The sequence below is a fragment of the Rahnella rivi genome (assembly GCF_019049655.1).
In the GTDB taxonomy this organism is placed as follows: Bacteria; Pseudomonadota; Gammaproteobacteria; order Enterobacterales; family Enterobacteriaceae; genus Rahnella; species Rahnella rivi.
On the sequence record NZ_JAFMOX010000063.1, the window covers coordinates 51100 to 72343 of the forward strand.

Sequence of the window (21244 nt, forward strand, 5' to 3'; positions counted from 1 at the left end):
TGTCCATTCCTTTTATATACCCAATAGGTGTTATTACAACGCCATTAACCTGGCATTGTTTTTCTGTCGGAACTGCAGGTTACTTTAAATCAGGCAGTGACTGACTCACGCCCTGGTTAATACCGAGTTGTGGCAATAAATCATTCATCGCCGTGGCGTAATTTATTTGCGAATACCAGCTGTCGTATCGGGCGCTGACCTGTGAAAACTGCGCCTGGAATACATCCTGTTCCACGCTGAGTAAGTCATTCAGGGTGCGCTGATTGAGCTTATATTCGTTTTTGTACACATCACGCGAGCGGACTGAATCCTGCAACTGATCCGCACTGGCCTGCAACTGCCCTTGTGCGCCAGCCCAGTTGGCATAAGCCACAGAGGCTTTTTGCAGTACATCCAGCTTGGCCTGATCGACCAGCGTGGCGGCAATGTTTTTATGCCCTTCCGCCTGGCTGACGCGGGCGGAAACCGCGCCTCCCTGGTAGAGCGGAGCATTCACGTGCAGCTGGATCTGATTATTCCAGTAAGGGTTATTGGTTGTTTCGTAACGGGTTCGACTGGCCTGTAAACTCAGGGTCGGTAAATAATCAGACTTGGCTTTATTCACTTCAAATGAGGCGGATTCTTGTTGCGCCTGCGCATATAACACGGAGGGCACACGCGAATAATTAATATTATCCGGCATGACCGGCGGATCTAAATTCACACCGGACACGGGCAGGTAATGATTTGCTTTCACGCCGGTCAGCGACGCTAATTGGGCTTTCGCCGCAGATAAGCTCGCCTGATATTGTTTCAGTGTTGAACGCATCCCGGAAATACGTGATTGCGCCTGCAACACATCCGAGCGGGTGCTTAATCCGGCATCGGCGCGCAAAGAGGACATTCGCCGGACTTCTTCGAGCGCATTAATATTATCCTGCACCGCCTGGGTCAGATCCTGATATTTCAGCACATCGAGATACGCCGTTGCCGTTTGTTCGGCGACGTCAGACAGTGTCGCCAGCAGTTTGTAGCGATAGCTTTCCTGCGCAGATTTCTGCTGGTGAATACTGGCGTTGGTTTTGCCGAAATCGTAAACCAGCTGTGAGAGCGTCAGGCCGTAAGCCGCCGCATTGTTCAGGCTGTTGAAGGAGTCCTGCTGCGTCGAGTTACCGGTATTGGCGGTCAGCCCGATTTGCGGATACCACGCACTTTGCGCTTCGCGGATTTGCGCCTGACCAATCCCCATCTGATACGCCTGCTGGGTAACGGACGGGCTGCGTGAAAATGCCTGCAAAATGGCGGTTTTCAGATCCACCGAATCCATGCCTTTCATCGACGGCGCAGTGGCCCACTGTGGCGCCGTTTCTGAAACGGCGGCCTGTGTGATAAACGGCAGCGTCAGAAACAGAGTGAGCACGCTGCACTTTGTTACGACACTCTTAAGCATTTTTTTCATCTGACGCTCCTGTCGGTATCCTGTCGGAAACATCCTCGTGCCGCTGTCGCACTGTTTCCGAAACATCTCTTCCTTTTCACTTACGGCATCATTATTGCAATGTTCCTCACTCAGAAATAGTGGCCGAAAACCGTCGGAACGCTCTGAAACAATCGGAGGACACATTCACGCGGTGCGAAAAATCCTAAGTTTTGCATTCATCAGATGAATGAATTTACCTGTGATATCAGGGTGTTATTTTTCTCACAAAAAGATGTCGTGAAGTGACAAAAAGCACACTGAAATCAGGGAATTCGTTCACAATCGTCGGAAAAGCTTTACAAAAGTCAGGCAAATCCTAGGAATATTTGCGAAATCCTTACAAAGAAAATCACCAGAATTTGTCTTATACAGCGTGGCAGAAGGGTGAAATGAGAGAAAAGCGAACGATTATTCTGAATAATTCCTTAGGGTGTTTTGCCTGAATCACTTCAGGCAAAGGTGAAAAATCAGCAGAATAAAAAACGGCGGAATTGTTTAATGAAACTGATGTGTTGAAGGGGTATCTGCTCAGAGTTCGGCATTGCCGGGATTATCAAAACCCACACGCCCGATGAAGGGTAAACGCAGCGCCGGAGACTTAATATCAATGCCGAGATTTAGCCCTAACACATTGACCTCCACGCCCTCTTCCACGCCCATCGTGACGCCCAGAAGCCCCAGCACCGATACCTGAACGCCACGCCCCGACGGCGGTAAACCGATCGGATTGGTGATGCCGCGATAGTCTTTACCGATCGCATTCGACGGCATATCTAGCTTGAGATCCGGCACTTCACGGCCAATATGCGCCATAAAGGTATTACTGTTCGGGCCCGGCCAGGCGTGATAGGTATGCGGATAAGGGTAATTTTTGATGGCCGCTTCGATCTGCGGGATCAGCGCCTGCGCTGACGCGCCCCGGTGATCGACCAGCTTTCTCGGCCTTGAACCAAACCAGTAGCCGTCAGGTATGGCGTAATTGCGGCGAACGACGTTGTCGCTGCCCCAGCTGACCACGTCGTAACGGGTAAAAGCGGTTTCCCCTTCACGTTTGAAAATAATCCACGGGTGGACGGCGACCAGCCCGCGCCATCCGTAAGTGGGTGCAACGTAAATCTGCACAATCGCGGTGTCTTTGAGCTTAACCGGATCGGGTGCAATCCCGGCGGAATCACGGCGTGCCGTTGACCAGTTTTGCACGGGTTCTTCTTTGGTCTGGGTCGCTTTGGCATAGCTGTATCCAAATGACAGCAGCAAAACACAGACAAAGACGAGGCTAAACCATTTAAGGGTGATCATGCTTTTTTCACCTGAGAGAATTGTTCGAAACCTCCACATTACGCACTGCGCCGGAGGGTGGCAATAACGCATGACATTTGCGGGCGTTCAGGCGGGAGGGAGGTACGGGAATGTTGCGGGATGCGCGGCGGCGCGGGGTAAATCTGCACATAAAAAGAGGGAGATATCGCTATCTCCCTCCGGGTAAAAACGACAACTGACTTAGCCGTTAATGACGCTGATGTGTAAACACCGGCTCAGGCTGAGTGCGGCGACCCAACATGCCCATCGCACCGGCCAGTACGGCTTCAACGATTAACATAAAGAAGGCGAACCAGCTGGCTTTCGCCGTGGCGGCAGCGGCTTTCTCGCCAGCTTCACGGGCTTTCTGCTCCGCCTGCTGTTTCAGTTCTTCGTATTTTGCCCGCGCCTGCTGATAGGTTTTCTCAGCCTGGCTGACAATCTGATCTACTTCCTGATCGCTTTTACCGGTACGCGCTTTGATGATATTTTTCAGCGCTTCGCGGTCAGCGGCCTGGAATGTCGCTTCATTACGGGAAATAAGGCCCTTAATAAAGTTGGTCAAATCAGTGTCGGCAGTTTGCGGATGGTTCGCGGTATCACCGGCCTGCGCCTGTGCATTATTGACTTCACCTTCCGCTTTATTTTGCAAGTTCTCCGGCTGTAATTCCGGTTTACCCGTCTGACGCAACGTGGTTTCAAGTTCATTCTGTAAACTGTCGAGGTTAATATTATTCTCGCCCAGTTTATCTTTTACCATCTGAGTCACCGGCGGCGCGGCGGCGGATATTCCGCTGCCTAACGTTTGCAACCCGGAACCCACCACGCTCATTGCGCCGCTCATGGCATTATTCACCACCACCAGCAGGAACCAGGCGCAAATCAGCGTATTGACGCCAAACATTAACAGACCATGCAGCGCACCTTCGCGCTGGGCCAGACGGCCGCTGGCGTAAGCACCGGCCGCGATGGAGATCAACATACTGGCACCGGTCCAGATGGCCGCGCCCATACCCAGACCGTCCAGCGGATTTTGTTCTTTCAGCGGATCAATGGTACTGGCTCCGACCGCGGTACCTAATATGGACAACAGCAGATAAACCACCATTGAAATAATGACACCCGCGAATACCGCACTCCATGAAATACGTTTAAGGGGAACAGAATTTACCGGTTCAACCAGCGTATTATTGTAATGCCCTGGTGCAGGGTTAGGGTTTTCAATCATTTTGATATCTCCATTGGTTACCATACTTTTCATTAAAAAAAAGCAAATAAGGTACGTTAAACTCCTGAGAACCACCGCAAAAGGCCATATTAAATATATAAACCTGACAGCAGCTTAAATAAGATTAGCCATAAAACGGGAAATTGCCTCTGTCGCACCGCAAATTCGACGTCCGTTTAAGTCAAATTCGTCAAAAACTCATTAAAAATCATTACCTGTTCGCAATGAAACTATTTTAATTATTTTATAAAACCGGCCGGTGCGTAAAACGTGAAGACGTCAACCGCACACCGGGAAAATGGGACAGCGAGCCATTGCCGCCCCGCGGGCTCTGCCGCATACTGCCGGTAACATGACGAAAGGCTGAAAACGAATATCTGATATAACCCATTGAACAAAAGGATGAATATGACTAATTCTCAGAAAGCATTGATCATTGGCGCCTCGCGCGGTATCGGTTTAGGCGTGGTAAATGTTCTGGCAGAACGCGGCTGGCAGGTCACTGCGACGACGCGTGATGCGGTTCCTGCCGGCAGCCCGGCCTCTGCAGAGTGGCTGAAGCTGGACATCAATAAAGCTGATGAACGCAACGCGGTGAAAGATGCGCTTTCAGACAGCACGTTCGACCTGATTTTTGTTAACGCAGGGGCATTCGGCCCGGATCATCAGGACGTCAATCAGGCAGATGATGAAGAGATCGTCAGGCTGTTTATGACCAACACGTTTTCCCCGGTGCGCTGCGCAACAGAATTGCTGCCTTTGCTGAAAGCGAAAACCGGTGTCATCGCGCTGATGACGTCTGAACTGGCCAGCCTGAATGAAAACGACGTCGCCACCTACCCGCTCTATTCCGCCAGCAAAGCGGCTTTGAACATGCTGACGCGTCCGCTGAAAGAAGAAACCGACAAGCAGGGTCAGACGCTGTTGTCCGTGCATCCGGGCTGGGTGCAGACTGATATGGGTGGCGAAAATGCCACGCTGACCATCTCTGAAAGCACCAACGGCATTGCTGATGTGTTCGAAAAATGGCGCGGCAAAGGCGGCCATCATTTTGTGGAATATTCCGGCCGCGAACTGCGCTGGTAAAGGTTCCCGCCTGTTTAAAACGCTAAACAACGGCCTCTGCGGAGGCCGTTTTGCATGGTGGCAATCCGCAGGCTGCACCGCCAGACCGCGCACGACAACGTTGTTCACTCTGCGGGTTAAAGATTTGCCGCAGGTTTTGTGATAAATATACGACTCACCTTGTTTGTTAATTATTTGTATACACAATAATTGCCGGGCTAACGAGTCGTCACCGACCGCAGACCCGGCATCTTTCATTTTCTTCAGGGATTTGTCATGTCTGCACTCTCCGGCCAGTCGGACTCACTGTTACAGCACCGCTCGTTTGTCGCTTTCTGGATCGCCCGTGCGGCATCCAGCTTCGGTTTCCAGATGCTTTCCATTGTGGTGAGCTGGCAGATTTACTCGATGACCGGCCGGGCGTTCGACCTCGGGCTGATCGGCCTGGTGCAGTTTCTGCCGTCGGTGTTGCTGGCGCTGGTCGCCGGCCACGTTGCCGATCAGTTCGACCGCCGCCGCGTGGTGCTGCTCGGGCAAATTGCCGAGTGGGTCGCTATCGCCGCGCTGGCCTGGCTGACACTGACGCATCACGTAAATGAAGTGGTGATCCTCAGTTTGATTTTCATGATTTCCACGGCCAAAGCGATGGAAGCGCCTTCCCTGCAATCGATGTTGCCTGCGCTGGTGCCGCCGCATTTGCTGGCGCGCGCCATGGCGGCGAACAGCGTTTCCGGACAGGCTGCGGCGATGGTCGGCCCGGCGCTCGGCGGCTTTTTGTATGTCGCGGGCGCCGGTGTCGCTTACGCGGTGTGTGCGGCGCTGTATCTGTTGTCGATTGTGATGGTGAGCCGTTTACGTTACGAACATACGCCACCGCGCCGCGTACCCGCGACGTTCAAAACGCTGTTCGCAGGGATCGGGTTTATCCGCAACCGCCCCGACGTGCTGGGCGTGATTTCTCTGGACCTGTTCGCCGTGTTGCTTGGTGGCGCCACCGCCCTGCTGCCCATTTTCGCGCATGATATTCTGCACACGGGGCCGTGGGGATTAGGTTTGTTGCGCGGCGCGCCTGCTGTCGGTGGGTTGATTGTCGGTTTCTGGCTCAGCCACCGGGCGCTTAACCGCAACGTCGGGAAAATCATGTTTGCCGCCGTCGCCGGTTTCGGTGCCGCGACGCTGGTGTTCGCATTTTCCACCTCGCTGTGGTTATCCATTCTGGCGCTGTTCGCCCTCGGCGGATTCGATATGGTGAGCATGGTGATCCGTGGCGCACTGGTGCAGCTCGACACGCCTGACGACATGCGCGGCCGCGTCAGCGCAGTCAATTCCATCTTCATCAACACTTCAAATCAGCTCGGCGAGTTTGAATCCGGCCTGATGGCGGCCTGGCTCGGCGCAGTGCCTGCCGCCGCCATCGGCGGTGTGGGTACGCTGATCGTGGTCGGCTTATGGATGACCTGGTTCCCCGGCTTGCGCAAACGGCAGAAGCTGGAAAACGAAGTGATTGCCGCATAAATGTATGGCGGGGATTTTCGTCACTGGAACAAATCCAAAATCCCCAATATACTCAACTCATTCATTCACCAACGTTATATAAGGAGGATTGCCATGCTGACCCGTGAAGTTTTTTTAATTTCACTCGTCCTTAGCGATCGTCACTGCTCAGGTATTTCCGGCACCGTGCCGCGATAACCCGCCTGAGCGAAGCTAACTGACAACCTGAGAACTTCCCTCCGGCTTACCGGTTATCGTCGGCGTTTCTGACGATGGGCATAGCTATGCCTGAAAACCTGAGTAAGCAACATGACAACATTATTGTCTGCACAATCCTTATCCTTTGATAACACCTTCGGCCCGCTGCTGGCTGAGATTTCCTTCGGCCTGAAAAAAGGCGACCGTATCGGGCTCATCGGCCATAACGGCTGCGGTAAAAGTACCCTGCTGAAAATCCTCAGTGGCGATCTGGCCGCGTCTTCCGGCACGGTGACGCTCTCCGGCCAGTGTCTGATGGCGCGTATTGAACAGCATCTGCCGGCGGCGCTCACCGGGGGTTCGCTGATTGACGCTGTGCTGAACCATCTGCCGGAAAGTCTGCATCAGCCTGAACGCTGGCAGGCAGAAGTGCTGCTTGCCACGCTGGGGTTTGACGAACCGGCCTGGGATCTGACCGCCGGCACGCTCAGCGGCGGCCAGCACACCCGCCTGCTGCTGGCGCGGGCGCTGATCCGCCAGCCGGATTTGCTGCTGCTCGATGAGCCAAGCAACCATCTGGATCTCCCCACCCTGCTGTGGCTTGAGCAGTTTCTGAAAAACTGGAACGGCAGCTTTGTGCTCGTTTCCCATGACCGCAGCCTGCTGGATAACGTCACTAATGCCACCTGGATCCTGCGCGATAAAACCCTGCAATTTATCCGTTTGCCTTGTACGCAGGCCCGTCTGGCGCTGGAGGAAAAAGACTGCGCTGACGCTTTGCGCCGCAAATCCGAGCAAAAGGAGATCGACCGCGTGGAAAAAAGCGCCAAACGGCTGGCGGTGTGGGGCAGCGTGTATGACAACGAAGGGCTGGCGCGCAAGGCCAAGCAGATGGAAAAACAGGCAGAACGGCTGAAGGACGATCAAACCGAGGTAACAGCCGGTAACCTGTGGAAATTGCGGCTTAACGGTGAAGCCTTACCGGCTGACCGCGTGCTGGCGATGTCCGGTTTGCAGGTACGCCCCGCGCCGGAGGCACCGGTGCTGTTTAAGCTGGAAGAGATGCGGGTGAAAAGTGGCGGCCGTATTGCGCTGATCGGGCGCAATGGCTGCGGGAAATCATCACTTTTACACACGCTGTGGCAGGCGTTTATCCACCGGGACTCAGCGGTTCCCGGCGTGATTTTTCACCCCCGCGTGCGTACGGGTTATTACGATCAGAGCCTGCAACAGCTGCGTGACGACGACAGCCTGAGCGATGCGCTGGCACAGTTTGCTCCGTTGCTGGAGGAACAACGAAAAATGGCGTTGATCGGCGCCGGATTCCCGTACATCCGCCATCAGCAAAAGGTCAGCACGCTGAGCGGGGGTGAGCGTTCACGGCTGCTGTTTATCGGCCTGACGCTGGCGAACTACTCGTTGTTACTGCTCGATGAGCCGACCAACCATCTGGATATGGAAGGCAAAGAAGAGCTTGCAGAAACGCTGAAAACCTTCAGTGGCGCAGTGCTGCTGGTGTCGCACGACCGGCGGCTGATTGAACAAAGCTGTAACCGGTTCTGGCTTATCGACAAACAGCGGCTGGAGGAGTGGCATGACCTTAAACCGGTTTACACAATGTTAGCAGGCGGGCCACCGCCGGTTGCGTTGGCTGCCGAGAAGCAGACATCCGCAATACCGGTGCAGGAAACTGAAGAGGAACGCCTGCTGGCGATGCTGCTGGATCTGGAAAGTAAGCTGGAGGAAGACCGTACGCGGAAGCCGAAACATCAGAAACCAGAGTTGCAAAGCCGCTGGCAGCAGCAAATCGCCGAGCTGAACGCCCTGCTGGATTTGACCTGACGATCGCAGTGCCGCAAGGACGCGGCCTTTATTTCTGGTGTATTCGTCCGTTTTTGTCAGGACGGTGCGCTTTAGAGAAGATTGTGTGCTAAAAAAACCTGTCAGCCTGAAAACCAGCCGGAGAGATTATGTTTAACGTACTGCGCGCCGCGCCTAAAACAACATTCGAATACGGCCCTTTCAAAATCAGACGTATGCGGCCAGGGCTTATTCTGCCGGACGCGGGGGATGAGGCATTCGGCCCGCTCAGCGTCATCGACCACGCCACGCTGGACGTAGGCACAATGGTCACCTTGCACGAACACAACAATGATGAAATTCTCAGCTACCTGTGGCGCGGATCAATGGTCCATGAAGACGCCGCAGGCCACCGCGTGGCGCTTTCGCCGAAAAAACTAATGATGATGAACGCCGGTAAAAGCATCTGGCACGAGGAATCCACCCCGCTCGTCGCGACGGAAATGTTGCAAATTTTTATACGGCCGCGCAAAGCCGATTTAGAAAGCCGTGTTCAGTTTATGGAACGTCCGGAGGGCATCGGGGTGGATCACTGGACCATGCTGGCTGCGCCGGAAGGGATCAATTCGCCGCTGGAAATTCATCAGGCGGTGTATGTCTATGATATCCGGCTTGAGAAAGATTCCACCACCGCGATCCCGTCACATCCGGGTTTTGCCCAGTGGCTGTATATCATGGACGGTGAAATTACTCTTGATGAGTACCGGCTTAAGAAAGGTGATGCAATCAGTGATGTCGCGAGCGGCCTGCCGGTGGCAAAAGCCAGCCGTGAATCTACGCTGGTCTGTTTTTTGGTGTTGCTCGGGGCAGAAGCCAGCCTGGCGGGAACCATCAGCGGAACATAAAAATCATATTGATTATATAATCACAGGATTTTGGGATTCAGAGATACCCGCGGACGTCTAATTATCACAACCCCGAAATAGAGAAAGCCCCAGTAATGAATCACCGGGGCTTTCAGGGTACTACCAAATTAATATTTAACATTCATCAACTTAATTACTTAACTCTACTTCTCATGATGCACATATTTTCACAGGATATATTTGTTACTGCTTTACTGCTGTCCTCCTAGAGTTTTATGGAATAAGCGTTCATCCTGCTAATTTCATTAAGGCATATCCTTAAGATTTGTCTTAATGAGTACATCGCCCTCGCGATATAGACTCTTTGATGCGTTGCCTTACTTTCTTCGCGACATTCTCGATTTCATACTTACGTACCCAAATCGCGAACATTACTCTTCATAACAAGGCCTTACATCATCGCGTTATGGTCCACATGATGCGATTACAGTATTCTACTTCAAGGCCTGACATCCTCTTCTCACGTGGCTTGGTATTTCAGCCCAGTGTTGAAGAACCCATACTAAATACATCGTGGCCTTCATCGCATTTATTTACAGCTCAATAACTTTGGTACTCACTACTCGGTAATACACGCCGGATAATAAATCTCTTAACCATCTCCTCTCCAGCGTTAAGTTCTAATCTACTCGTTATAAACTGCGTGTCAACACTGTATTTTAGTACAGGGTTAATCGACGTTCTGAATATTAAAAAATGTAATGAAATCTGTGTTCTAAACCTTAATTTCCGATGAGGTTTCTAAGAATAATCACAGCAACCCGCCTGAGTTGTTTAATAAACAAGCAGATCGGTTAGGAACAGTACAAACGGGTGATCACACCTTTCTCATCAGACTCAATATTCAGACGTTCGGCGCGGTAATCCATCGTTACCGCCGTGTCTGGTGTGATGTTTCTCATCGGCTGCGCGAACCGCAGCGTATCAAGTGCCGAGGCCGGTTTGCCAATCAGATAACTGAAGGAACCCGCGCTGCAGGTGTCCGGCTGCTGCACGGTGGCGGCGTTTTTCGCGCGTTCATTCTTTACATCATCCTGATGGCTCTGACACCCCGTCAGGCCGATCGCGGCCAGCGCGCAGAGGGCAAGCATGTTTATCTTGATCATCATCGGGCTCTTCTTTCAAAAGTGAATCAATGTGCGCAGGTGCATAAGCGCGTAATGCCTTTTCAACAGACAGAACAGCTGCGAGCAACTGTCTTGTGTAATTCTGGGTAAAAAAAAAGCCCCCTTTAGCGAGCGGGCCATCAGCAGGCAGAGTCACGGCCCTGGCGGGCCGGCTACTGTTTCGGCAGCAGCGGGCAAGTTAATATTTTTTGGTGCCATATTTCCAGATAGCTCCACAAAAAAACCGGCTCACTGGCCGGTCTGCATTTGCAAAAACATCAGTACATATTAGCGCTAAATAACTCAGCGCTACCCTTAGGGTAGAGCACCTGGGTAATAAAGATACTAAGCTCGAAATTATTATCCCGGCAGGGATGTCATTTAAACGTGCCATAAATGTCTGTACTTGTGACAGTGCGCGCGTTGCCAGCTTCACCATTCAGGGGAAATGAAGCGAACAGGTGAACCGAACGCTATAAAGGGTTAGTACAGTTTTATTGAGGTGTTTCACTGTGAAAGTGATCAACAGGCAAATACAGCTCAAACAGATGCAGAAGATAAAGGAATCAGAAGCTTCTTAAATCCGCAAACTGACGCACCCTATGAATAAAAACATGTTATTAAAAACAGTGTTGACACGGTACTAAAAATCCGTAAATTAAGCTTCAACAGCGATACGAAAGTGTATTTCTGTTAGTTTTAGAAAGATTGAATACGTTAGTTTAATAATTAATCTTGGTTAACGTAAGCTGTAGTATTAAATGTAAGTAGACGTACCTGATGTATAGTCTGAAATACATGTAGTTGTGTTAATTGTAGTAATAGTTGTAGGCAAGTGTAATAAGTGTTAGTACAAACGCGATGATGTAAGGCTTTGTTTTTTATTAACTATGAGTTCGCGAAAGCAATGAGTGTCAGTAGTTTAACTATCGCGAAGGAAGTAAAGCCATGCATCAAAGAGTATATATCGCGAAGGGGAAATGTACGAGTTGAAGTAGTTTGGCCTGACTTGGTTTTGTGTTGGTATAAGTTGTCAGGTGGTTTTAAATCGATAAAGGAGGGAGTTATAGTTTTCAGTACCCAATGTTATCTGTAGTAACTTGTGCATTTAAAGCAGTACCAAATAGCAGTAAAAAGTAACGAAGTATATTAATGTTAAATCTTAAGTTAGCAGTACCTTAAAAGCCCTGACTCGTACAGTCAGGGCTTTTATTGTTTATGCATCAATAATGGATTCCCCCTGCCCTCATCCTGTTTCAGTGCTTCGACAGCTTAATTATTCACCGAAAATTAATCCTTGCATAAAAAATCAAACCAGGTCTATTATGACGGCATCGGTTTGGAACACAGACCTTATGAAAGCAGTTTTAGTAAAGCAGTCCTCATTTAAGCGTTATCCTAGATACCCTTCTTCATGAGCCTCCTCCTAAGTGCCCAATAAGTAAAACTCTGCAAAACAGGCCATCTTCGCTGCATAAGCGGCTCAAAAACGAAAGGAAGTATCTATGTCTAACAAAATGACTGGTTTAGTAAAATGGTTTAACCCTGAAAAAGGCTTCGGCTTCATCACTCCTGAAGACGGCAGCAAGGACGTGTTCGTACACTTCTCCGCCATTCAGAGCAGCGATTTTAAAACCTTAGACGAAGGCCAAAAAGTGGAGTTCTCTATCGAGAACGGCGCAAAAGGCCCTTCAGCTGCAAATGTTATCGCGCTGTAATTGCCGATAATTGCACTAACACTTACGGTAGCGATGAAGGCAACATCCTGAGCAGATAAGTGAAAGTGATAAAAAACCCGCCCTGAGCGGGTTTTTTCATTTTAAGGCCCGGTAAATACTCCAACAGCAGTAAAGAATGACGGTCGTTTACCCCAGCTGCTGGAGTGAAAAAATGAAGCCAAAGAGTGCGAAGCCAACAACCGATACTGTCAGCAGAGCCAAGAGTAATTTCCAACCAAACACCTTCCCTTCCACACAGTCAGCCTGATAACCCCGAACGATATTAATAATATTTTTTCCATGGTCAACCTGGACAAGCGTCTGGAATCCACTCAATAACGTTTTCTGAAAGCACTGATCAGCAACGGCTGAAGCCGTGTCTTCACGGGAGACGGGACGCTGCGGCTTCAGGCAACTGTCTTGTGTGTGGCTATGAGACTGAGATTGGTGGTGAGTTAGCTTAGAGCGAGGAGCGGACATTTGAGTTATGTTAAAGCTTTAAAAACATTCAGGCTTAATGATTGTTCATACATTAATTTATATATAATTCTAAATAGGGTTTTAAACTCTTTTGAGGTGACTTTGTGCGCATTCGTCCATCATCGCGATTAATAATACTCTCGCCTGAAAATCACGTGCTGCTCTTTAACTTCGTTCATAAAGATGATGCTCTGAGTGGGAGATCCTACTGGGCAACCCCAGGTGGTGGGCTCGAACAAAATGAATCTTTCGAGCAGGCTGCTTTGCGTGAGTTACTTGAAGAAACAGGTCTGAAAAGAAGTACTACGGGACCGCAAATAGCATCCAGAACCTTCACAATGGTTTTGCCCAGTGGGGAGACTGTTCTTGCAGAAGAGCGTTTCTTTATTATCAATACAGATGAATCAGATATCGACAGATCTGGGTGGAGTAGTAACGAAAAGAAAGTCATTCGCGATCATTATTGGTGGACAATAGAAGAACTCAGATGTACCGATGAAACAATCTTCCCATTGGATTTGATCCGTAACATTCTTGAAGGCAAGTTAACCGACTCGTTATCACATAACGCCTCGCAATGTCCTTAACGTTCGCTTTTGGCACTCGGGAGACGCTCAGGCTCAGCATGATCAGAAAATGAAAAGGATATCGAAGATGAAAACAGTCGAATTTCTGCTGTACACCCTAAAACCCGGCACCGGGAAAGACTTCCACAGAATCATGACGGAGGAGAGTGCTCCGCTTCACCGTTCAGCGGGTATGGATATTATTTCTTTTGGTATATCCGCACATGACAACGACGCATACTATCTGATCAGAGCTTATAACAGCCTCTCCCAGCTCAAATCCTCTCAGGAATCTTTTTACAACAGTGAAGAATGGCGTCATGGCCCCCGGCAGGCCATTATCGATAGGATCAGCGTCAGCGTTAAATCGGTTCTCACGCTTCGCAACAGTGCAATTGAGAGTTTACGATCCAGTTAATCGTGCAGCTAAGTACAATATAGCCGCGCAATCGACATTTTTTATTGCCTGCCATTAAATTCTCGCGCTATCTGGACACAACCCTCCGTCTGTTCAATACAGGCTGACCGCCCTCACAAAAAAATCTTTAACTAGAACTTTTTAATACATGCCTGAGCTGTTCACCCGGTGCCTGCGGTATCTAACCGACAGCTATGCGCGTAAAGGGGCATATTATGCCTACGCTTAAAGGGTTACTGGCTTCATGCTATATTCACTTTAAAGCAATAAAACGACTTTTTGGGAGAAATTATGTACGGACCAGATCCCGCTGATACACATCCAATGCAGGGTTTTCCACAGGTTTGTTTCATCAAAAACACCGTGACAAATCCCAACATCATTATCGGTGATTTTACTTATTATGATGACCCAGAGGACTCGCAAAACTTCGAGCGTAATGTTCTCTATCACTTTCCATTTATTGGTGACAAGCTGATCATCGGTAAGTTTTGCGCGATAGCAAAAGGTGTTCAGTTCATTATGAATGGAGCTAATCACAAAATTGATGGCTTCTCTACTTTTCCGTTTTATATCTTCGGAAACGGATGGGAAAAAAGCATGCCTCAACCCGGTGATTTACCCTACAAAGGTGATACGGTGATTGGTAATGATGTATGGATAGGTTATCAGGCGATGATTATGCCAGGCGTTAAGATCGGCAATGGAGCTATAATTTCAACGCGTTCCGTGGTTACTTCAGATGTCCCTCCATATACAGTTGTGGGCGGCAATCCCGCAAGAGTAATTAAGAAACGTTTTACTGATGATATTATTCTAGCTCTGGAAAAATTGGCGTGGTGGGACTGGCCTGTAGAACAAATTACACGAAAACTTACGGCAATAACGTCCGCTAATATTAAAGCATTGCTCGATGAATAGATTTTGCCGTTTGGCCTTTCCATATCAAAATGATGACTTGCGCATCGAGTCGGAGCAACTGCGCTACCGAAAATTGATCAAATGGCCCCGACTATACAGCCTCATGGATTTTCCCCTGCTGGCTGGGCAACTTGAGCAATGCCTGGATATGCGCTTCCTGCGGCATGCCAATTTCGGAGCGCGCTTGCTCGAACCCGAGGCGCTGTCGTGCAATTCCAAAATCCGTCAATGGTTAGCGCCCTGCGCCGACACTTTTGGATGGAACAGAAAAATGCAGCCGGAGTAGCGAGTACGGCGAAGCACCCTCATTTATCTCGACAAATTCCAGAAAACTTCTAATGAAGATGCCCTATTTTCCTGGACGGTTAAGAGTCAGATTTGGAGTGACCAGAGTCTTAATACTGGTGATGTCCGCTGTTGGCACTAACCATGGAAAATGTCGGCTGTGAGCGAGGAGCGGACATTCGCAGTTTTCCTACAATAGATACAGGCTTGTAACGCAGTCGCGTAGTTATCAACAGGGAGCAGTTAACCTGTACAGCTGTCGCTGTGAATGAATCGTAAATATATTTTTCAGACCGCACTTAATTGTGCTTTTTTTTCCTGAAAAAATCCCATCGCACTTATCGTGAAGAAATAAAACAGGTATTTTAGAAAGTTGGATGCTAAATTTTCAAAACCCAGCAGGTAATCTCATGATCTTAAGTGTTAATCACGTCGGTTTTTCAGTTAAAAATATTGAAGACTCATTATTTTTCTGGACTCATATTCTTGGAGGGGAGTTATTACGCGAAGGGAAAATGTCTGGACCTATTATTGATGAAGTGACAGGCGCAAGGGGAGCTGATGTACGAATGGCTTTGCTTGAACTGGCTGGTATTAAAATTGAATTACTGCAATACAATAACATTGAACAGCCAGAAGAGCCTTCAGCACCCTACATCCCTGGCTACGCTCACCTTGCGTTTAATGTAGAGGATCTTAATACGCTCTTGAGCAAAGTATCGGACTACGGCTGGAAGACGCCGGGTAAACCTCAGACAGTCTTGTCAGGACCCATGCAGGGAACCAGAGTAATATATTTACAAAGCCCCGATGGTCAGACGCTTGAGTTGATGGAACGCAGTCAATGAAGTCCACATGTTATGACCCGTTACCTTCTTAATAAAACAGTGATGTTTGCAAAGTCCGCTTATGGCACACAGCAGACAAACACCTGACGCTGAAGGTCTGCTGACAGCGAAAAGCGGAAGCCAAATTGCTTTCCTTTGCGGGTCGGGGGTGCCAACAAAGCTCGGCAACATTCAGGTAACAATTTTGTTGAATCCGGTAAATCTCAGTGCTAAAACAAAAGAGAAGTTTTTTACGATTCGTTGTGTTTCCTGTTCCCGATACCCAACCCATAAGAGAAAGTCAGAAAATGATTAAGTCAGTTCATACAGCGACAACCGTTACCACCACCGGAACTTTCGGCGGCGTGGGCGTATCTGTGACTGGCTCCTGACAAAACAGACTCTGACTCCCCGCCAAACCGGACGGGGAAGAAAATTTCTCCGTTCATGACTTACTGAATGGAGATACATCATGATTTCATCTGAAAATGCGCTTTTAGTTATCGATATGCAGCAGGGACTTTTCCGTGGCCCCGCCTCACCGTATTTTGCAGACAGGGTTCTGTCTAACATCTGCTTGCTGATTGAAAAAGCGAGGCAGGCTAAGGTGCCCGTATTTTTTGCCCGCCACACCGGACCTGATGATTCTCACTTCTCTGAGCAAAGTCCGTTGACGCAACTGATACCCGAAATGAATTTGTACGCTGAGCACGATGTCGTGTTTATCAAAAAGCACCCCAACTGTTTCCGGGGTACGAACCTGCAGCATCAGCTCAGCCAGCGAGGCATTAAGGAACTGGTTATCGCCGGGATGAAAACAGAATTCTGTGTGGACACTACCTGCCGCGCAGCACCGGAACTGGGATTCAGTACCGTGCTGATTTCAGATGCGCACACGACAATGGATAACAATTACCTGTCCGCAAATGAAATCATCAGCCACCATAACGTCACACTAGCTGGCCCGTTTGTGTCGCTCGCGACAGCAGCTGACTGGGCCTTTCACTCTGAGAAATGAGTTGGACTGAGAGCCGCCCTCAGGGCGGCTAAGGTGTTTGAAGTCCGCTCCTGGCACAGTGCTGTCCACTAGAGGAACTCGTACAGCAGCTAAGAGCGAAAAGCGGACGTCGTGACTTGTAATCTGAAATGGTGAACAAAGTTGGAGCGTGCAAATGGAAAAGAGCACCTCAGCGCTCTCCTGTTACCCTTTAACTACATGAATTCTATTCCCAACTTGCGGAGTCAGACAGACTTCAAAAACCAGTCAGGCACGCAAATCAGTTCTGGCGATTTCAGAGCTGCTCGCTGATGAGAACAGTATGACAATGCGCACCCGGCATCATTTTTTCCAGGCCATCAGTCAGCATCCTGCCGGCAGCATGCAGATCTTCCAGCGGCATTTGCGGCAGACTCTCAAGGATGAACCACATTCTGCTATCTGCCACGCTCAGGCGTGTCCGAATGCCCTGTCGCCAGTTCCACCGGCGGCAAGTTACGCCAGTATCATCACGCCAGATAACTTCACCCGCGTCCGGTGACTCGCTTCCCGGCTGGCCGTCCTTCATGGTGTCAAAGATTTCTGTACCTTCTGCAACCACCAGCCGTGGCCTTCCTGTGTATGCCGCAACGTTTTCTCCGCCAACTGGAACGGCATATCGGATGCTGACGGCGTTATACAGATCGACCACCGGATCGAGAGAGGCCATCGTGCCATCTTTAAGAACCCGCTTGCGCAAAGCTTCCGCTGAACAGGGTGTTCGTTTTGGTTTTGCCCCAAAGGCGCGAAATACCTCCGCCCATGCGTTCAGGTGCGCCTCTGCCCAGGCAGGCTGCCCTGCCTGAACTGACTCGCAGGCTTCCCGCAGCGCGACTTCTCCAACCCGTTCATCAGCCACGGGTGTAGCTTCCACGCTGATACTAAGTGCACGAAATCCTGGTGCGATGCGGTAAATTTCGGAGCTGATTGACGTTGACACGGCTGGCATATGATAATCCTGTAATGACTGATTTATTACATGATAATGACCGATGACCAAAAAAGTCAACATAACGACCGACGCCGATGCAGCCAGGGTAAACAAGGCCGTTTCCGCGCACGTAAAGCTCTACCGCAGCCAGAAAAAAATGTCGCTTGATGAGCTTTCCCGCCGTTCAGGCGTTAGTAAGGGAATGCTGGTAGAGATAGAAGGATGTAGGGCCAACCCCAGCATTGCACTACTCTGCCGCCTGGCGTCTGCTATGAACGTATCGGTGGCCGATTTTGTTAATGTCGCCGGTAAGCCCGCCGTTCATCTTATTGATTCTCGTGATATCCCGGTGCTCTGGAAAGGAGAAAAGGGTGGCAGTGCGCGATTGCTGGCCGGTACCAGCGGACCGGACATGGTCGAACTTTGGGAGTGGACGCTTTACCCAGGGGAAAACTTTGAATCTCCCGGACATCCAGAAGGCACCAGCGAACTGCTCCATGTCGCAAAAGGGATCCTGACACTCGTCGTCGGCGACACTACTTACGTGATTAACCAGGGAAGTGCAGCCGTTGCGAGAACGGATGCGCCGCATGCCTACATGAACAACGACGCTGGCGTGGCCGTGTTTACCATGACGGTGAACGAGAAAGGCCGCTGAAAATTCAGTGTCCGCTTCTGGCACAGGGCTGCTGTTGCAGCCCCGACAATCTTAAACTTCAATCGACTCAGAGATCTCTAACGCATCATCGACTTCAATGCCCAAATATCGGACTGTGCTTTCCAGTTTCTTATGACCTAGCAGGAGTTGTATCACACGAAGATTCTTGGTTTTCTTGTAGATCAGGTAAGGTTTTGTTCTTCTAATGGAATGTGTGCTGAACAGCGAATCTTCGAGACCAAGCTTTGCTACCAACCCATGAAAAATTCGGTTGTATTGCCGGGTTGATATATGTTGGCAAGAACCGACCCGGGATTTGAATAAGTAGTCTTTACTGTGCAGATTGCCAAGCTTTATCAATGCGGCAACAGCTTCTCTTGTCCCTTTAGTTAACTCAAATTGCACTGGGCTACCGGTCTTCTGTTGCAACACCGTCGCTCTGCTTGAAACAGAACTGCCATATGCAACATCTGATACTTTGAGTTTAACTAGATCACAGCCACGTAGCTTACTGTCCAAAGCCATGTTGAACAGGGCCAGATCGCGCGTTTTCCCCTCCAGTTCAAGTCTGATTCGGATCCCTTAGATATGAGATATCTGAAGCGGTCTTTTTTGGCCGATGATACGGTCTTTGTTCCACGGTGACGTGTTCATACTCAAATCTCCAGCAGTGTGGGAGATTTGAGTATGGTTGTCCCTCAAGAGCGAGAGGCGGACGTCAGGGTAAGCCTGTGAGTCACCCCATTGAAGTGGCTATCAAAAAATCAATCAGGACCTTCATTCTTTTCGTTTTACCCGCGTTTTTGGGGTAATAGAGATACACTGGCGGGTAGGTTTTCCAGTAGCTCTCCATCACGGGTATAAAGAGCTCCCTGTCGGGCTGTAACTGCCAGATGGGTTCAAACAAACGTCCAATTCCCATCCCGTTACGGATCCCGTCAGCCATAACGTCAATATCGTTACTGATTAACTGCCCGGGCATCTCAACCGTCAACTGCTCTCCGCGATCGTTCAGGATCAACGGAAGGATGCGGTTGTTGGTGATAAAACGGTACCCAATCAGCTTATGTTGACTGAGGTCTGACGGCACCTCAGGCATTCCATGCTCGCTGATATATGCTGAGGATGCATATAACCCTTCACGAAAGGGTTTCATTAACGGTCGAGCCACCACCCCACCTTCGAGGATATCGCCAAAACGGATCCCAAGATCAAAACGCTCTTCAATAATATTAACGGTACCGTCGTAAAGCGATATTTCCAGCTGTATACCCGGATATTGCTGACAGAATCTCGCCATTACAGGCTTAAGAATTAACAGATAGGCAAAACGCGAGAGCGTGATTCGCACGATACCAGAGGGCTCCTGATTCTGGTCGCGTATGCTTTCAAGCGAACTTTCCAGCGACTCCACCGCCGCAGTGGTCTGTTCCAGCAACAGCTGCCCGGTTTCCGTCAGCTCAATACGGCGGGTCGTACGCACAAAAAGCGGATGGCCAATATGCTCTTCCAGCAGCTTTAGGGCATTACTTACGGAGGGAGGCGTAATTTCCAGTTTTCTTGCGGCTGCCGAAATATTGCCCTCACGTGCAATGCTCTGAAAGATGCGTATCTGGTTATACAGGGCGTTATTCATAATGTGTTCCTTTAGCAATCTCCGCCTGATTATTAAGTACAGTCTAAAGATGCTTAAGTCAATGCCCCTCTAATCTTCCTGAAATATGCCTCTTATACTTTAATCTCTTTCTACAACGACCTGAATTCAGGAGACTATGATGCGAATTTTATGTCTGGATATCCCCGCACCTGGAGCATCGCTGGAAAAATATGCTCCACACCTTAACGCTGAAGCGCTGCACGCCTGGGGGTTGTATAAATCAGGCTTCATCCGCGACATCTACTTCCGTCAGGATAGACCTGGTGTTGCTATTTTTCTTGAATGTGACTCTGTCGAGGAAGCGATGAACGTAATGGCTGAATTCCCGCTGGCAAAAGCAGGTTTATTAAGCTTCGAGTGCATCCCGCTTGGCTCCTTTATTAACTGGGAAAATCTCTTCGCCGCTGAATTTAAAAATAAAGAGTGAGGCCCGATATGAAACCTGCAGATAAACCCGTGCTGTGTGTCGTTTCCAGCCATCCGATTAAAGGCGCATCCGGTGTACCAACCGGTTTTTTCCTGGCCGAGCTTACGCATCCGCTGAAAGTACTGGAAGATGCCGGACTAAAAACGACGATAGCCAGCATTCGCGGGGGACAGCCGCCGGTGGATGGATTTGACCTCAGTGACCCTGTCAACTCATGGTTCTGGAACGAAACCGATTTTCAGCAGCGCCTGGCTACAACGCCTGCGTTATCCGAGCTGAACGGTACCGATTACAGCGCCGTTTTCTTTGCGGGCGGGCATGGAACCATGTGGGATTTTCGCGATAGCCAGGATGCCCAGCGTATTATCCGCGAAGTGTATGAAAGTGATGGGATTGTCTCAGCCGTCTGCCACGGGCCTGCGGCACTGGTTGACGCAAAGCTCAGTAGCGGCGAATACCTGGTGAAAGGCAAAAACGTGGCGGCCTTTACCAACAAGGAAGAGGAAGAAGTTCACACCACAGATGTGGTTCCCTTCCTGCTTGAAACTGCACTCCGCGAGCATGGCGCACTTCATCATGAAGCACCGAACTGGTCTGAAAATGTGGTTACCGACGGACGCCTTATCACGGGGCAAAATCCCGCTTCAGCGCACGGTGTAGGTGTGGCGCTGTTAAATGCCCTCCGCCAGCCAACTTAATTCATTCATCTGCCTTTCACCGTTACTCACCCTCTTTGGCCGGTTTA

General features: G+C 49.9%; 19 protein-coding genes and 1 pseudogene. 13 read left to right on the forward strand and 7 right to left on the reverse strand.

Features of this window, described 5'->3' with window-relative positions; genetic code table 11:
* Positions 1-79 precede the first annotated feature (79 nt).
* The 3 genes from J1779_RS16735 to J1779_RS16745 form a co-directional block, all read right to left on the reverse strand.
* A complete protein-coding gene (locus J1779_RS16735) occupies positions 80-1438 on the reverse strand; it encodes a TolC family outer membrane protein (protein ID WP_082465701.1) in 1359 nt (452 codons plus the stop codon).
* A 549-nt stretch (positions 1439-1987) separates the two neighbouring features.
* Positions 1988-2758 carry a DUF3750 domain-containing protein gene (locus tag J1779_RS16740; RefSeq protein WP_056772644.1) on the reverse strand — a complete coding sequence of 257 codons (771 nt, stop codon included), beginning with the start codon at positions 2756-2758 and terminating at the stop codon, positions 1988-1990.
* A gap of 208 nt (positions 2759-2966) precedes the next feature.
* The gene (locus tag J1779_RS16745) at positions 2967-3986 is read right to left on the reverse strand and encodes a hypothetical protein (protein ID WP_235533401.1); all 1020 of its coding nucleotides are present in this window, start codon (positions 3984-3986) and stop codon (positions 2967-2969) included.
* Between the two features lie 408 nt (positions 3987-4394).
* Between J1779_RS16745 and J1779_RS16750 the strand changes: the two genes are divergently transcribed.
* The 4 genes from J1779_RS16750 to J1779_RS16765 all read left to right on the forward strand — a co-directional run bounded on the left by J1779_RS16750 (position 4395) and on the right by J1779_RS16765 (position 9448).
* A complete protein-coding gene (locus J1779_RS16750; RefSeq protein ID WP_217204303.1) occupies positions 4395-5072 on the forward strand; it encodes an SDR family oxidoreductase in 678 nt (225 codons plus the stop codon).
* A 255-nt stretch (positions 5073-5327) separates the two neighbouring features.
* On the forward strand, positions 5328-6566 hold the full coding sequence (locus J1779_RS16755; protein WP_122096593.1) for an MFS transporter: 1239 nt from the start codon (positions 5328-5330) through the stop codon (positions 6564-6566).
* 288 nt (positions 6567-6854) lie between these two features.
* A complete protein-coding gene (locus tag J1779_RS16760) occupies positions 6855-8585 on the forward strand; it encodes an ABC-F family ATP-binding cassette domain-containing protein (RefSeq protein ID WP_217204304.1) in 1731 nt (576 codons plus the stop codon).
* Positions 8586-8713: 128 nt separating this feature from the next.
* Positions 8714-9448: a pirin family protein gene (locus J1779_RS16765; RefSeq protein ID WP_217204305.1), complete on the forward strand. Its 735-nt coding sequence runs from the start codon at positions 8714-8716 to the stop codon at positions 9446-9448.
* An 815-nt stretch (positions 9449-10263) separates the two neighbouring features.
* Here the strand turns inward: J1779_RS16765 and J1779_RS16770 are convergent.
* Positions 10264-10578, reverse strand: a complete 315-nt coding sequence (locus J1779_RS16770; protein WP_056779361.1) for an I78 family peptidase inhibitor — start codon at positions 10576-10578, stop codon at positions 10264-10266.
* Between the two features lie 1502 nt (positions 10579-12080).
* Here J1779_RS16770 and cspE point away from each other — a divergent pair.
* The 6 genes from cspE (at position 12081) to J1779_RS16800 (ending at position 16808) form a co-directional block, all read left to right on the forward strand.
* Entirely contained in the window at positions 12081-12293 is a 213-nt protein-coding gene (cspE, locus tag J1779_RS16775; RefSeq protein WP_056779359.1) for a transcription antiterminator/RNA stability regulator CspE, read from the forward strand.
* Positions 12294-12877: 584 nt separating this feature from the next.
* Positions 12878-13360, forward strand: a complete 483-nt coding sequence (locus tag J1779_RS16780; protein WP_217204306.1) for an NUDIX hydrolase — start codon at positions 12878-12880, stop codon at positions 13358-13360.
* Between the two features lie 67 nt (positions 13361-13427).
* Positions 13428-13757 (forward strand): NIPSNAP family protein, encoded by a 330-nt coding sequence (locus tag J1779_RS16785; RefSeq protein WP_217204307.1) that lies wholly within the window; start codon positions 13428-13430, stop codon positions 13755-13757.
* A gap of 291 nt (positions 13758-14048) precedes the next feature.
* Positions 14049-14678 carry a Vat family streptogramin A O-acetyltransferase gene (locus J1779_RS16790; protein WP_056779408.1) on the forward strand — a complete coding sequence of 210 codons (630 nt, stop codon included), beginning with the start codon at positions 14049-14051 and terminating at the stop codon, positions 14676-14678.
* 695 nt (positions 14679-15373) lie between these two features.
* Complete coding sequence (locus J1779_RS16795) at positions 15374-15811, forward strand: VOC family protein (protein ID WP_217204308.1); 438 nt, start codon at positions 15374-15376, stop codon at positions 15809-15811.
* Between the two features lie 451 nt (positions 15812-16262).
* Positions 16263-16808 (forward strand): cysteine hydrolase family protein, encoded by a 546-nt coding sequence (locus tag J1779_RS16800; protein ID WP_217204309.1) that lies wholly within the window; start codon positions 16263-16265, stop codon positions 16806-16808.
* Positions 16809-17082: 274 nt separating this feature from the next.
* Here J1779_RS16800 and J1779_RS16805 read toward each other — a convergent pair whose 3' ends face one another.
* Complete coding sequence (locus J1779_RS16805) at positions 17083-17775, reverse strand: B3/B4 domain-containing protein (RefSeq protein WP_217204310.1); 693 nt, start codon at positions 17773-17775, stop codon at positions 17083-17085.
* Positions 17776-17818: 43 nt separating this feature from the next.
* Between J1779_RS16805 and J1779_RS16810 the strand changes: the two genes are divergently transcribed.
* The gene (locus tag J1779_RS16810; protein ID WP_217204311.1) at positions 17819-18415 is read left to right on the forward strand and encodes a helix-turn-helix domain-containing protein; all 597 of its coding nucleotides are present in this window, start codon (positions 17819-17821) and stop codon (positions 18413-18415) included.
* 51 nt (positions 18416-18466) lie between these two features.
* Here J1779_RS16810 and J1779_RS16815 read toward each other — a convergent pair.
* A pseudogene (locus J1779_RS16815) lies at positions 18467-19069 on the reverse strand (tyrosine-type recombinase/integrase).
* A gap of 82 nt (positions 19070-19151) precedes the next feature.
* Complete coding sequence (locus tag J1779_RS16820) at positions 19152-20051, reverse strand: LysR family transcriptional regulator (protein ID WP_056774967.1); 900 nt, start codon at positions 20049-20051, stop codon at positions 19152-19154.
* A 139-nt stretch (positions 20052-20190) separates the two neighbouring features.
* Here J1779_RS16820 and J1779_RS16825 point away from each other — a divergent pair, with 139 nt between their 5' ends.
* Positions 20191-20499 carry a hypothetical protein gene (locus tag J1779_RS16825; RefSeq protein ID WP_056774970.1) on the forward strand — a complete coding sequence of 103 codons (309 nt, stop codon included), beginning with the start codon at positions 20191-20193 and terminating at the stop codon, positions 20497-20499.
* A gap of 8 nt (positions 20500-20507) precedes the next feature.
* Complete coding sequence (locus tag J1779_RS16830) at positions 20508-21197, forward strand: type 1 glutamine amidotransferase domain-containing protein (protein ID WP_217204312.1); 690 nt, start codon at positions 20508-20510, stop codon at positions 21195-21197.
* Positions 21198-21244: the final 47 nt, after the last annotated feature.